The sequence below is a fragment of the Pseudoalteromonas sp. NGC95 genome, from assembly GCF_015864705.1.
In the GTDB taxonomy this organism is placed as follows: Bacteria; Pseudomonadota; Gammaproteobacteria; order Enterobacterales; family Alteromonadaceae; genus Pseudoalteromonas; species Pseudoalteromonas arctica.
Map to the genome: position 1 here is coordinate 114,220 of NZ_JADYWR010000003.1, position 13,054 is coordinate 127,273.

At 38.2% G+C, this 13,054-nt stretch carries 10 protein-coding genes; 5 read left to right on the top strand and 5 right to left on the bottom strand.

The window, feature by feature from the left end; translation table 11 throughout:
- Positions 1-29: 29 nt before the first annotated feature.
- Positions 30-836 (top strand): glucosaminidase domain-containing protein, encoded by an 807-nt coding sequence (locus tag I6E70_RS04360; protein WP_197188109.1) that lies wholly within the window; start codon positions 30-32, stop codon positions 834-836.
- Entirely contained in the window at positions 829-1,497 is a 669-nt protein-coding gene (locus tag I6E70_RS04365; protein ID WP_007585308.1) for a DUF2987 domain-containing protein, read from the top strand. Before I6E70_RS04360 ends, I6E70_RS04365 begins: the two co-directional genes overlap by 8 nt.
- A gap of 72 nt (positions 1,498-1,569) precedes the next feature.
- On the opposite strand, the gene I6E70_RS04370 is transcribed toward I6E70_RS04365, so the two are convergent.
- From I6E70_RS04370 to I6E70_RS04380, 3 genes are all read right to left on the bottom strand, one after another.
- Positions 1,570-2,574 carry a LacI family DNA-binding transcriptional regulator gene (locus tag I6E70_RS04370; protein WP_010552528.1) on the bottom strand — a complete coding sequence of 335 codons (1,005 nt, stop codon included), beginning with the start codon at positions 2,572-2,574 and terminating at the stop codon, positions 1,570-1,572.
- Positions 2,575-2,636: 62 nt separating this feature from the next.
- Complete coding sequence (locus tag I6E70_RS04375; RefSeq protein ID WP_197188110.1) at positions 2,637-3,959, bottom strand: glycoside-pentoside-hexuronide (GPH):cation symporter; 1,323 nt, start codon at positions 3,957-3,959, stop codon at positions 2,637-2,639.
- Positions 3,960-4,005: 46 nt separating this feature from the next.
- Positions 4,006-5,334: a GH1 family beta-glucosidase gene (locus I6E70_RS04380; protein WP_197188111.1), complete on the bottom strand. Its 1,329-nt coding sequence runs from the start codon at positions 5,332-5,334 to the stop codon at positions 4,006-4,008.
- 258 nt (positions 5,335-5,592) lie between these two features.
- On the opposite strand from I6E70_RS04380, the gene I6E70_RS04385 reads away from it, so the two are divergent.
- Both I6E70_RS04385 and I6E70_RS04390 read left to right on the top strand, forming a co-directional pair.
- Positions 5,593-6,867, top strand: a complete 1,275-nt coding sequence (locus I6E70_RS04385) for a sugar MFS transporter (RefSeq protein WP_197188112.1) — start codon at positions 5,593-5,595, stop codon at positions 6,865-6,867.
- The gene (locus I6E70_RS04390; protein WP_197188113.1) at positions 6,867-9,419 is read left to right on the top strand and encodes a glycoside hydrolase family 3 protein; all 2,553 of its coding nucleotides are present in this window, start codon (positions 6,867-6,869) and stop codon (positions 9,417-9,419) included. The genes I6E70_RS04385 and I6E70_RS04390 overlap by 1 nt, the downstream gene beginning before the upstream one ends.
- Positions 9,420-9,606: 187 nt before the next feature.
- Here the strand turns inward: I6E70_RS04390 and I6E70_RS04395 are convergent, their stop codons facing one another.
- Positions 9,607-10,560, bottom strand: coding sequence for a GGDEF domain-containing protein (locus I6E70_RS04395; protein WP_197188114.1), 954 nt, complete (start codon positions 10,558-10,560; stop codon positions 9,607-9,609).
- A 354-nt stretch (positions 10,561-10,914) separates the two neighbouring features.
- The gene (locus tag I6E70_RS04400) at positions 10,915-11,805 is read right to left on the bottom strand and encodes a TIGR01777 family oxidoreductase (protein ID WP_197188115.1); all 891 of its coding nucleotides are present in this window, start codon (positions 11,803-11,805) and stop codon (positions 10,915-10,917) included.
- 170 nt (positions 11,806-11,975) lie between these two features.
- On the opposite strand from I6E70_RS04400, the gene I6E70_RS04405 reads away from it, so the two are divergent.
- Positions 11,976-13,013: an AI-2E family transporter gene (locus I6E70_RS04405; RefSeq protein ID WP_007585280.1), complete on the top strand. Its 1,038-nt coding sequence runs from the start codon at positions 11,976-11,978 to the stop codon at positions 13,011-13,013.
- Positions 13,014-13,054 lie beyond the last annotated feature (41 nt).

The window sequence follows — 13,054 nt, forward strand, 5'->3', positions numbered from 1 at the left end:
GCATAGCTGTTGTTTCAAAGAGAGAATACATGTTAAAAACGATTTTTAAGCTTTTACTAACCGTGTTTTTTGTATGGGCGCTTGCATATCCGTTTATACAAAATGATGATGTTGAACTAGATGAACAAACGTCAGAACAACCAAAAAAAGTGAAGAAAAAAGAAAAACCATTACATAATGTAAAACTGCCAAAGTTTTCAGAATTTAGTGATGTTAAAGAAAAAAAACATGCATTTTTTAGCTTTATTCGTCCGCACGTTGAAGCCGAAAATAAAAAAATATTACAGCAACGCGCTAAGCTCGAAATAGCACGCATGATGTTACAAAACGAATTACCTTTAGAAAAAAAGCAAAACAAAGATATTGCTAAAATTTTAAAGTCGTATGACTTACCAACCACAGTTGATACGCTAATACTTACGCAAGCACTACGCCGTGTTGATATAATTCCTAAAGAATTAGCGCTTATGCAAGCTGCAAACGAATCTGCATGGGGCACTTCGCGTTTTGCACGTATTGGCCTTAACTTTTTTGGTCAGTGGTGCTACACAAAAGGTTGTGGCATGGTGCCAAAACGCCGTAATACCGGGGCTGCGCACGAAGTTGCTGCGTTTAAATCGGTAAGAGCTGCTATAAACTCTTACTTTAAAAACATAAATACGCATCCTGCTTATAAAGATTTGCGCGCAATACGTGAAAACTTACGTCTTGAGCAAAAACCAATTTTAGCGACTGAACTTACACATGGTTTAATGTCTTACTCTGAGCGCGGTGAAGCGTATATAGAAGAGTTAAACACGATGATTAGCCAAAATAGAGCCTACTTTGATGAATAAATACATTTTTAATTGTACCAACGCTATTGTGTTAGTGCTGCTGAGCATCAGTGCATTTAATGTAAATGCGAGAGAATTTGTGATGTCGTATGACGGTTTTTACGACCGCTTAAAAATTGTTAACAAAGGCGATTTTCAATATGCGCGAGTTAACTTTTACATTAGTGATATTGGTACTAATGAAACATGTGCGATTAAAAGCGGTACTATTTTAACCGAAAGAAACGAGTATCCACTTAACTTTACCGATAAAGCACAATTACTATTGCCGTTCGATAAGCAGCTTGATACCGATAAAGCGGTCATTGTAGTAGAGCCGCTCAATCCTGTACACGATTGCCAATTAAAGTTACAAATAGAAGCAAACGAACTTGAAGGTTTAGCATTTTCAAAGCAGTCGTTATATACCATTAACGAAGAGCTTGATGAGCTATTAACTGATTTGTCGGGCTTTTTTGTAAGTAAATTAATGTGGTTTTTATTACCAGAGCAAAAGGGCGTAGCAGTTACATTTAAAAGCCCAATGCAATTTGATGATGAAAATATAACGTGTGAAAAGTCAGTGTGTTATTTTGCAGTTGAAGATAGCTGGGAAGATGATAGCGCAGTGCTTGGCGATATATCGAACGTTATTAAAGTAACGCCTTGGATTGTTAAGTAGCTCACATACAAAAAGCGGCATTTAGCCGCTTTTTTTGTACCAAAATCAGTACTCGTTTTTAGTCTTTGGTTTTTATTTAATAAGTGGCGCTGATGAATCTCGCTGCATTAAAGTAGGTTCAAAAAAGCGGTTTATAACGAGGTTTTTATTTTGATATACGTCTTTAAGCACTAATTTAGCAGCCATTTCGCCCATTTTTCCGACCGGATTATCTATGGTCGTGAGTGTAGGGTATAGGTAGTTTGCAAAAATAACGTTATCAAATCCAACAATCGATAAATCAATTGGTAAGTTATAACCGTGCTCTCGTGCATACTTCATGGCACCGGAGGCCATTTCGTCATTGGCGCATACCAGTGCAGTAAAGCTAAGTTTTTCATCAATAAAATGTTTTAAGCCTTTACTACCGCCAGTTTCGTTAAAGTCGCCAATATAATAAAGCGTAGGATCAAATTTAACACCAGCCTCTGTAAGCGCTTGTTTGTGACCTTCAAGTCTATTAAATGCATCGGCTTTAAACTGCGGGCCTGCAATATACGCTATTTGTGTATGGCCTTGATTTAATATCGATTTAGTAGCTAGGTAACCACCTAATTGATTATCTAGACTGATACAGTTGTCTTTTAGTTGCTCTACGTAACGGCTCATTAAATAAACGGGTGTAGAGCCTTGGCTTAGTTTTATTAGGTAGTCGTCTGAGACGGCTTCTACGTGCAAAATAATGGCATCGCAGCGTCTGCTAATTAAAAACTCAATGCCTTCTTGTTCTTTGTCTTCTTCACTGTGTCCGGTGGTAATAATAACGTGTTTACCCGCAGCACGAAGCTCTGACTCAATACCTGCCATCATTTGGGCAAAGAAAGGGCCATGTAACTCAGACACTAAAATACCGACACTGTTAGTACAGTTAGAGGCTAAAGATTGCGCTATTGAATTAGGCTTGTAGCCAAGCTGCGCCATAGCATCAAGCACTTTTTGTTTAGTTTTATCGCTTACACGGGTATTTTTGTTCATCACGCGAGAAACGGTGGCTAACGATACGCCCGCAAGCTCTGAGACTTGATAAATTGTTGCCATGTTATTTGTTCACTCGCTTATCCTTAACTACTTCGGCTAAATAATACCTTAGAGTATATATCTTAACTAGCTGTTAGTTTAGATTGAATATTTTCAACAACCTGATTAGTCAGTGTATATTTTTTCATTATGTAGGCAACAAATAATGAGCCAAAAGCAGGTAGTACAGTGAATGACAGTAAAATACCGTGTTGGGTATCAATAGTTTGTACTGCATCGGCCTGATAACTGTAAAAAGATAACAACCAGCCTGCAATTGCGCCGCCTACAGCCACGCCCATTTTAATAAAAAATATAACGCCTGAATAAACTAAACCCGTAATGCGTACACCTGTTTTTTCATGCCCGTAATCTATGGTGTCGGCCATTTTTGCCCACAACAACGGGGTTGCCATATCTAAAAAGAATTTCCATAAAATAAAGGCAGTAAATGCGAGTACTAATTGATCTTTACTAATAAAGTAACTAAAACCACAAATAGCGGCGGCAATAACTTGTAAGCTTATATAGGCCTTTATTTTGCAAAAGCGCTTTGCAAGTGGTTGAGCTAAAGCACAACCTACCATGCTGGCTGCAACACCTAGCGTCATAAATAAAGTGATTAAATCGTCTCGACCTAAATAGTACTTTACGTAGTAAACAGCAAGCGTAAGCCTTAATACTTGCCCGGTAAGTAAAAAGAATGCAGCTAAGCAAAGTGTTCGCCATTGATCGTTTTTAATTAATGCTTTAACACTTTGGGCAAAAGGAATGTTTTGCTCTTTAGGTTGTTGTATACGCTCTTTTGTGCCTAAAAAACAAAGTAAAAACAGTACAAGGCCTAAAATACTCATTGCAGTCATTGTGTATTGATAGCCCTTTGCTGCATCGCCTTGGCCAAAATACTCAACCATTGGCATAGTACAACCCGCTACAATAACACCACCTAACATACCAAATACAAACCGATAAGACTGAATGGTTACGCGCTCTTTTGCGTCGCTTGTAAGTACGCCACCTAAAGCACAATACGGAATATTAATAGCGGTGTAGACAACCATAAGCAGAGTGTAAGTAGTAAAGGCATAAATTATTTTATCGGTGCCTTCTAAATCGGGCGTAGTGAACGCTAAAATACTAATAATGGCAAAGGGAAGGGCAAGCCACAGTAAATAGGGGCGAAAGTGCCCCCAGCGCGTATGTGTTTTATCAGCAAGGTTACCCATTAATGGGTCGGTTACGGCATCAAAAATACGCACTGCTAAAAACATAGTACCTACAACAGCAGGCGATAAACCCACTACGTCTGTGTAGTACAGCATTAAAAACATCATAACTGTTTGAAAAATAATATTACTGGCGGTGTCGCCTAAGCCATACGCTATTTTTTCTTTTACACTGACCATGATTGTTTATCCCGCTTTATACTTGTTTTTAGTTGTGGGTATACTCTTATCTTTTAGAGATGAGTTCTTTATAAGCTAAACCACTATTTTTAATGGTGCGTTGCTGCGTCTTATAATCTACATACACAATACCAAAACGTTTTAAATAACCTTCTGCCCACTCAAAGTTATCCATTAAGCTCCAAGCAAAGTAGCCATCTATAACAACACCTTGTTCAATCGCATTATGAACCGCATTTAAGTGATCATTATAGTAATTTAAACGATCTAAGTCGTTAACTTCACCATTATTATATGTATCGGGCATGGCTGCGCCATTTTCTGTTATATAAATAGGCGGTAGGGTGTATGTTTTATTTAGCGATACGAGCAAGTCGGTGAACGATTGCGGATAAACTTCCCATCCCATATCAGTTAACGGACCTGTAGGTGCAATGGGTTCATAAATGTCAGTAGGGTGCGCTTTATAAATTTGGCGGGTATAAAAGTTAATGCCTAAGTAATCAATTGGCTGAGAAATTAATTCCATATCACCAGGGTGTATGTCTGGTAAATGATCGCTTGGTAATTGGTTAATTATATCGGGGTACTTACCATCCATTATTGGTTTCATGTACCACTGATTTAAGTAGTCATCAGCGTATTTGGCACTGTCTATGTCTTGCTGAGTATCAGTAAGTGGATATGCGGGTGTAAAGTTAAGCACAATGCCGTTTTTAGTATTAGGCGATGTTTTATTTAGCACGTTCATGGCCAGACCATGAGCGAGTAATAAGTGATGAGCTGCTTTTTTACCATACTGCTTACCGACTAGACCTGGGGCATGTATGCCAATTTCGTAACCCAAAAACGCGCTGCAAAAGGGTTCGTTTAATGTAGCGTACGAATAAACTCGGGTTCCAAACGCGTTAGTAATTAGTTCTACGTATTGCTCAAATGCATAAGCTGTTTTTCTGTTGAGCCAGCCGCCTTCATCTTCAAGGTGTTGCGGTAAATCCCAGTGGTACAAAGTAACAAAGGCTTTTATATTTTTTCGTTTTAGTTCATCTAAAATATCAGTATAAAACTTAACGCCTACGGGATTTAACTTTCCGTCTTGAGTCATCACGCGAGGCCATGAAATAGAAAGCCTGTAAGCATCAACACCTAGAGACTCTATTAAATCTATGTCTTGTTGCCAATTGTTGTAATGATCGCAGGCAATATGACCATGTGAATTGTCAGCAATTTTACCTGCAGTACTACAAAAGGTATCCCAAATACACGGTAAGCGATGCTCATATCCGCCCTCTATCTGAAATGATGCTGTAGCTACACCATAAACAAAGTCTTTTGTTAATAGAGGTGAATTAAATGGTAATGATATTTTTGTCATTGGTTACAAACCTTTTTGAGAACTTAATTGCACGCTTAGCGCTTATTTTTACTGACTTTCAGCGGGTACAAAATATTATTAAAAATAAAAGTTGTTGAAATATGTAACATGTTCGTATTTAATTAGCCGTGAAAGCGCTTACATTTTTAGATTAATGTTAATTAATCTTCAGGTCAACTCTTAAATACTGCGCCTTAGCGGGGGTTGTATTAATTACTTACTGAAGATCAATTTATAATAATAAATTGCGGAGAGCACATGGCTAGTTCAGCACCACTGACATCACACACACAGTCGCAAAACCACCAAGATAAAAACTATGGTTTTGCACTTACATCTTTAACTTCACTGTTTTTTATGTGGGGTTTTATTACTTGCTTAAATGATATTTTGATTCCGCATTTAAAAGCGGTTTTCGATTTAACGTATGTACAAGCAATGCTTGTGCAGTTTTGCTTTTTTGGCGCTTACTTTTTAATGTCACTCCCTAGTGGACACATTGTTAAAAAGCTTGGTTATAAAAAAGGAATCGTGGTTGGGCTTTTAATTGCGGCAGTAGGGTGTGTCTTATTTTACCCAGCAGCGTCTTTACATAGTTATCCTGTATTTTTATTCGCTTTATTTGTACTTGCCAGTGGCATAACGTTATTACAAGTATCTGCAAATCCTTATGTAAGTTTGTTGGGTTCAGCAAAAACAGCGTCTTCTCGTTTAACGCTTACTCAAGCTTTTAACGCGTTAGGTACTACGGTTGCGCCATCATTTGGTGCTCTGTTAATTCTGGACTCAGCGTCAGAAGCCTTTTTAACACCTGCACAAAATGCAGAGTCAGTTCAACTTCCTTACCTCCTTTTAGCTGCAATGCTTATTTTACTAGCCGGTATTTTTGCATGGCTTAAATTACCAGACATTATGAGCGAGCAAAAAGCAGAAGCCGAAAAATCAGAGGCAATTGAAGGCAGTGCTTGGCAGTATCGCCATCTTGTATTAGGTGCTGTGGGTATATTTATGTACGTTGGCGCAGAAGTGGCAATTGGTAGCTTTTTAGTAAGCTTTTTAGCGCAAGAACATATTGCAGGACTAAAAGAGCATGCTGCAGCTCATTACATCACTTATTATTTTGGTGGTGCTATGGTTGGGCGTTTTATTGGTGCTGCTGTAATGCAAAAATTACCCGCTGGTAAAGTACTTGGCTTCAATGCAACCATGGCTATTATTTTAGTCGTTATTGCCATGAGCACGTCGGGTCAATTAGCAATGTGGTCAATACTATTGGTTGGTTTATTCAATTCTATTATGTTCCCCACTATTTTTAGTTTAGCGTTAAATGGGCTTGGTAAGCATACAGCTCAAGGCTCTGGTATTTTGTGTTTGGCGATTGTGGGTGGTGCAATAGTGCCACTTTTACAAGGTGCACTTGCTGATAGTGTGGGTGTTCAACTTTCGTATGTTTTACCTATTTTATGTTACATATTTATCGTGTTCTATGGTTTAAGCGGTAGTAAACCAGTTCAAGCGCAGGAGACTCTATAATGAAAACCCCTTTTACACTTAATAAAATAGCCTTAGCAACATTAATTGCATCAGTAGGTACTTTATCGGCTTGTTCAAAGGACGCTGTGACATCGGTTGAAAGTAATGAAACGTTATCTAAAACAGCGCAAATTTGGCCAAAACTTAATATTGCCGTTAAAAAAGACGCCGATATTGAAGCTAAAATAGTTAACTATTTAAAAGCCATGACACTTGAGCAAAAGGTTGCTCAAATGATTCAGCCAGAAATTCGTGATATTACCGTTGAAGACATGCGTAAATATGGCTTCGGTTCATATCTTAATGGCGGTGGTGCATTCCCTAATGGCGACAAACATGCAACACCAATGGACTGGGTGGCCTTAGCAGAGAGCTTTTATCAAGCTTCTGTCGATGACTCAGTTGATGGCAGTAGTATCCCAACTATGTGGGGCACCGATGCAGTACATGGCCATAATAATGTAATTGGTGCCACGTTATTTCCGCACAACATTGGTTTAGGCGCGGCGAATAACCCTGATTTAATCGAGCAAATAGCATCGATTACTGCAGTAGAGGTAATGGCTACGGGTATTGATTGGGTATTTGCACCCACAGTTGCCGTAGTGCGCGACGATCGCTGGGGAAGAACCTACGAAGGTTACTCAGAAGATCCAAAAATTGTACATGATTACTCAGCAGCCATAGTAAATGGCTTACAAGGTAAAGCCGATGGCGACTTTTTAAGTGACAAGCGTGTAATTAGTACCGTTAAACACTTTATTGGCGACGGTGGCACGGTTGATGGGGATGATCAGGGAAATAATATAGATAGCGAACAGTCGCTATTTGATATTCATGCCCAAGGTTATGTAGGCGGTTTATCGGCGGGTAGCCAATCGGTTATGGCGTCTTTTAATAGCTGGAATGGCGTTAAAAATCACGGCAATAAATACTTACTTACAGATGTATTAAAAACACGTATGGGTTTTGATGGCTTTGTAGTGGGTGATTGGAATGGTCATGGGCAAATTAAAGGCTGTACTAACGAAAGCTGTGCACAAGCCGTTAATGCAGGCCTCGATATATTTATGGTGCCAACAGGTGCCTGGAAGCCACTTTATAACAATACAATTGCGCAAGTTAAGTCAGGCGAAATTAGTATGTCGCGTATTGATGATGCAGTGAGCAGAATATTACGCGTAAAACTTCGCGCTGGTTTATTTGATAAACCAAGTCCGGCTAAGCGTCTTTACTCGGGTAAAACAGAACTTATTGGCGCGCAAGAGCATCGCGAAGTTGCACGTCAAGCTGTGCGCGAATCGCTTGTATTACTTAAAAATAAAAATAACCTATTACCTATCGAAGCTAATCAACGCGTACTTGTTGCAGGTGATGGTGCTGATAATATAGGTAAACAGTCGGGTGGTTGGAGTATTACGTGGCAGGGGACTAATAATAAAAATGCTGATTTCCCTGGTGCTACTTCGATATATAAAGGGCTTGAAGAACAAATATCTGCAGCAGGTGGAAGTGTTACTTTAAGTGCTGATGGTACGTTTGATCAACGTCCTGATGTTGCCATTGTTGTATTTGGTGAAGAACCTTACGCAGAAGGGCACGGCGATAAAGATAACCTTGAGTTTGAGCGCGGAAATAAAAAGTCATTAGCACTTTTAAGCTCGCTAAAAGAGCAAGGTATCCCTGTTGTATCGGTGTTTATATCAGGTCGACCTATGTGGGTTAACAGCGAACTTAACGCATCTGACGCGTTTGTAGCTGCATGGTTGCCAGGTACAGAAGGCGCAGGTATTGCTGATGTTTTATTAAAAGCGGCAGACGGCACCACTCAAAATAACTTTAAAGGTAAATTATCGTTTTCTTGGCCTAAATCAGCGGTACAAACTGCAGTTAATAAAGGCGATGAAAATTACGACCCATTACTCCCTTATGGTTTTGGTTTAACATACGGCGATAAAAACGTATTAGCTGACGACCTTGATGAAGACTCTAAACTTGATAACTCAGGGCTTACGAGTATGGATATACTTGTTGGTGCACCTGTAGCACCATGGCGCTTATTGTTAAAATCGGGCGATGAGCTTTTAGATGTATCGAGTAGTACTCATGAATTTGGTGCAATTAAATACCGAACTGAGGACAAAATAGTACAAGAAGACGCGCGCCAATTTAACTTTAGCGGTGCAGAAAAAGCCAGTGCTGAAATAGTAACAAGCTTCGCAGAAGATACCATTGCTTACGTTGAAGCCGATAGTGTGATTAGCTTTGATATTAAATTAAACGAAGCACTAACGAGCGATATAGCACTTGCTATGACTTGCTCGGGTGAATGTGGTGCAAGCATTGATTTAGCAAACGTAGTGGATAAAACCATTGAGAATAAATGGCAGTCAGTATCAATCGATTTAGGTTGTTTTGCTGATAAGGGTGTTAATTTTACAAACCTAACAAGCCCATTTAGCTTACGCAGCAATGGTAAAGCGTCAATTTCTGTGGCTAATATTCAGTTTGTGCCAAATAAGGCAGGCGAAGCTACACTGTCTTGTAAGTAGTTTATTAACTCTATTGTGTATACCAAAGCCCTTCGAATGAAGGGCTTTTTTTATGTAGAGGTTTAATACTAACCTGCATAAATACTTGAGCTAATTGATATAACTAAATAGGAACAAGTCGCTATAAATACAAAGAGTTACCACGTTTTTATAGGAAGAACCTTTTTTATAATAGCTTGTAAAATAATTAGCACTGCATTAAGAGGTTTTTTTCGTCAAAGCTAACTACTTTATCTCTGCCGGTTTCTTTAGCAAGATAAAGGCGTTTATCAGCCAACGACAGTAAGTCTTTTACACTCATTTTACCATTTACAGAGTGACTCACTCCGGCGCTCACAGATAGGTTTATATGCGCGTTTTGATAATAAAACGGATGCTTAGAAATATTTTCACGTAAATGCTCTGCATATTCTTTAGCTGCTCGTAGAGAATAGTCTGGTAGTAATATTGCAAATTCTTCACCGCCTATTCTGGCGCAAATACCTTCATCAAAAAATTGCTCTTTTATGTGCTGCGCAATCCATTTAATTGCTTGATCGCCCGTGTCGTGGCCGTACTTATCGTTTACATGCTTAAAAAAGTCGATATCTAGAATAATTATAGATACATTTATATCATTGTTATTAGGTTGTTTAAGGACTGCTTTGGCGTTATTAAAGAAACCTCTGCGATTAAATAACTGTGTAAGAGAGTCGGTATTGGCAAGGTTCGATAGCGTATATTCACTATTGGAAAATAACAAAAATGGCAGTATAAGAGCACTCAGTGTGGCTAATAGTAAATGACTAATAAGCACAATTTGCAAAGGGGTTGCTACATCTTGAATACTCGAACTAAGTACCGGTATTGATAGAAATATAGCATTTAAAAACATAACTCCACTGTGCACTAAAAAGCAGGTAATTAACGCCTTTTTCTGGGCTTTAGCAACAAAGCTCATGCTTTTGATTAAATACGCTGTGTAAATAAATAATCCGGCAATTACTAAACTCGTTAGCATTTTTGCTGCACCGAAAGGATAAATTGCCAATAACAATAAGCTAGAAAAACCAAATATACAGTAAAGAGGCATTAAGCTAATATTTTGTACGTTTTTGTATTTATATAGTCCAACAATGATTAAAAGTGGGCTAGTAATCATTGAAACACTAGCTAAATAGTGGGTTATTAAAGGAAAGTCTATGAATAAGCGCAAACATGCCAGTATTTCGGCTAATGCAAATGTGGCACAGGCTAAACCAAATAATAAAAAAGATGTTTGTTTTTTATATTTATAAATTGAGAGAAAAAATAAGCTTATGAACAAGTTAAGGATAAAAGAGAAGAAGATCACAGTAGGCAAATGAAACATGATTTATTCTCTTTATTATAAAATGATGAAATATATATTTAACTAACTATTGTAATTATTATGTATTAATAAGAAAAGGTCAATTCAGTTAAAAGGATTGCTTTTTCAATTTTCATATTTTACCTCAAGAATTATTAACGCCCGCTAAACCAAACTCTCTAAAGCTGATTTAATATCAGGATGATGAAAACGATAATTATGAACGAGTGCCTTTTTAGGGACTACAAATTGTCCCGTTGTTAGTAAGTCTGACATTTCACCCATTAATAGATTAAGTACTGCAGTGGGCATAGTGATAAATGCAGGTCGCGATAACGCCTCGCCTAAGCTTTTACCAAATTGAGCATTGCTTACAGGATTTGGCGCAGTTGCGTTAACAGGGCCAGATATTTCTGGATGCTTAATAATAAAAAGTATTAGCTGAATCATATCGTCGATGTGTATCCACGACATTCCTTGCTCGCCATTACCAATTGGACCGCCTAAACACAATTTAAAAGCGGGTAGCATTTTACTTAATGCTCCACCTTTTTTAGCTAAAACAATACCCGTGCGCAAAAGGCACACTCTGGTGTGTTCTGATTGCGCGAGTAGCGCTGCATTTTCCCAGTCTTTACAAAGCTGGTGGCTAAATTCGTCGTGTGGGTTTTCAAAAGTTTCATCAATAGGGTTACTATTTTGTCGACCATAAAACCCAACGGCGCTTCCAGATATATAAGTATGCGGGGCAGTGCTACAAGCTTTAATAGCTTCGCTAATTTGTTGTGTAACACCAATACGGCTGTCGCGTATTATTTGCTTTTGTTTGTCGCTCCAGCGTTTATTTACAATAGGTTCGCCAGCTAGATTAATAACAATATCAACAGTGTTAAAATCTACTGCATTAACATTGCTTACGGCTTTAACTTTATGGCCCAATAATACGTTTGCTTTAGTCGGATTTCGGCTAAGCACAGTAACAGTATTATGATGAAGTAAAAAAGGGCATAAGTGCTTACCAATTAATCCCGTCGCGCCAGTAACAAATATATGCATTATTAATCCTTACAATAAAATAGTAGCAAGTGATTAAAAAACATACTCGCTAGCAAACAGCTTTGCAAATTTATACGTAAAACAGGCTTTTATGATCACTTCGTAATTATTTCATTTAATTACCTTTTGCCTTACACTAAAGCCATATAATTAATAAAAGGATTAATAAATTGGCAAGTTTAACTGGAGTAAATAAAAGCTTAATAGTTTTTGCTTCCTTAGTGGTCGTACTCGCGGGGATAAAAGCGGCAAGTGTAATTATTATTCCGTTTATTTTGGCGGCGTTTATTGCCATTATTTGTAATCCGCTTATCAAGTTTTTTGCGCGCTACCGAATTCCTAAAGGCATTGCTGTTATGTTGGTAGTGCTTATTATAGTTGGCTTAGGTGTAAGCCTTGGCGGGCTTGTAGGGCAATCAATAAACGATTTTTCGCAGCAACTTCCTGAGTATAAAACACAACTCAAAGAAGAATTTGTATGGCTTGTAGATTTAGCATCTCAATACAACATATTGATTAATAAAGAACAGTTAATCAATATGTTCGACCCAGGTAAAATGGTTGATGTAGCCACTAATATGCTCACCGGTTTAGGTGGCGTAATGGCAAACATGTTTTTAATTATTTTAACCGTTGTTTTTATGTTGTTTGAAGGGCCAATGCTGAGCAAAAAAATACACATGGCACTTGAAGATCCCGATAGCAAAATGAAGCAAATTGACCGCTTTTTAGAGTCTATTAATTCATATCTGGCAATTAAAACGCTAGTAAGTTTAGGTACGGGTATTATTGCTGCGTTTTACTTATGGATTTTAGACGTTGACTACTTTGTGCTGTGGGGGGTATTGGCATTTATGTTCAATTACATTCCTAATATTGGGTCAATTATTGCGGCTGTACCGGCTGTATTACTTGCGCTTATTACTCAAGGTCCGTTAATTGCGGGATTGGTTGCTGCAGGTTATTTAACAATAAATACGGTGATGGGCAATATTGTAGAGCCTAAGTTTTTGGGCAAAGGGCTGGGTCTTTCAACGCTAGTGGTATTTTTATCATTAATATTTTGGGGCTGGTTATTAGGTACTGTGGGTATGCTTTTATCTGTGCCATTAACTATGATTGTAAAAATAGGCTTAGAAGCCAGTGCTGAAGGTAAGTGGGTTGCCACCTTACTAGGCAGTGGCGAAGACGTTGCTAAAAATAACTAACATCTATAATCATCAAGGGCTGTAAAATTAAAGCCCTTGAT

Excerpts from the sequence above, each read along its gene's own strand:
- I6E70_RS04385 (WP_197188112.1), top strand. The coding sequence starts at position 5,593 with ATGGCTAGTTCAGCACCACTGACATCACACACACAGTCGCAAAACCAC.
- I6E70_RS04360 (WP_197188109.1), top strand. The coding sequence starts at position 30 with ATGTTAAAAACGATTTTTAAGCTTTTACTAACCGTGTTTTTTGTATGG.
- I6E70_RS04365 (WP_007585308.1), top strand. The coding sequence starts at position 829 with ATGAATAAATACATTTTTAATTGTACCAACGCTATTGTGTTAGTGCTG.
- I6E70_RS04390 (WP_197188113.1), top strand. The coding sequence starts at position 6,867 with ATGAAAACCCCTTTTACACTTAATAAAATAGCCTTAGCAACATTAATT.
- I6E70_RS04380 (WP_197188111.1), bottom strand. The coding sequence starts at position 5,334 with ATGACAAAAATATCATTACCATTTAATTCACCTCTATTAACAAAAGAC.
- I6E70_RS04400 (WP_197188115.1), bottom strand. The coding sequence starts at position 11,805 with ATGCATATATTTGTTACTGGCGCGACGGGATTAATTGGTAAGCACTTA.
- I6E70_RS04370 (WP_010552528.1), bottom strand. The coding sequence starts at position 2,574 with ATGGCAACAATTTATCAAGTCTCAGAGCTTGCGGGCGTATCGTTAGCC.
- I6E70_RS04375 (WP_197188110.1), bottom strand. The coding sequence starts at position 3,959 with ATGGTCAGTGTAAAAGAAAAAATAGCGTATGGCTTAGGCGACACCGCC.
- I6E70_RS04395 (WP_197188114.1), bottom strand. The coding sequence starts at position 10,560 with ATGATTACTAGCCCACTTTTAATCATTGTTGGACTATATAAATACAAA.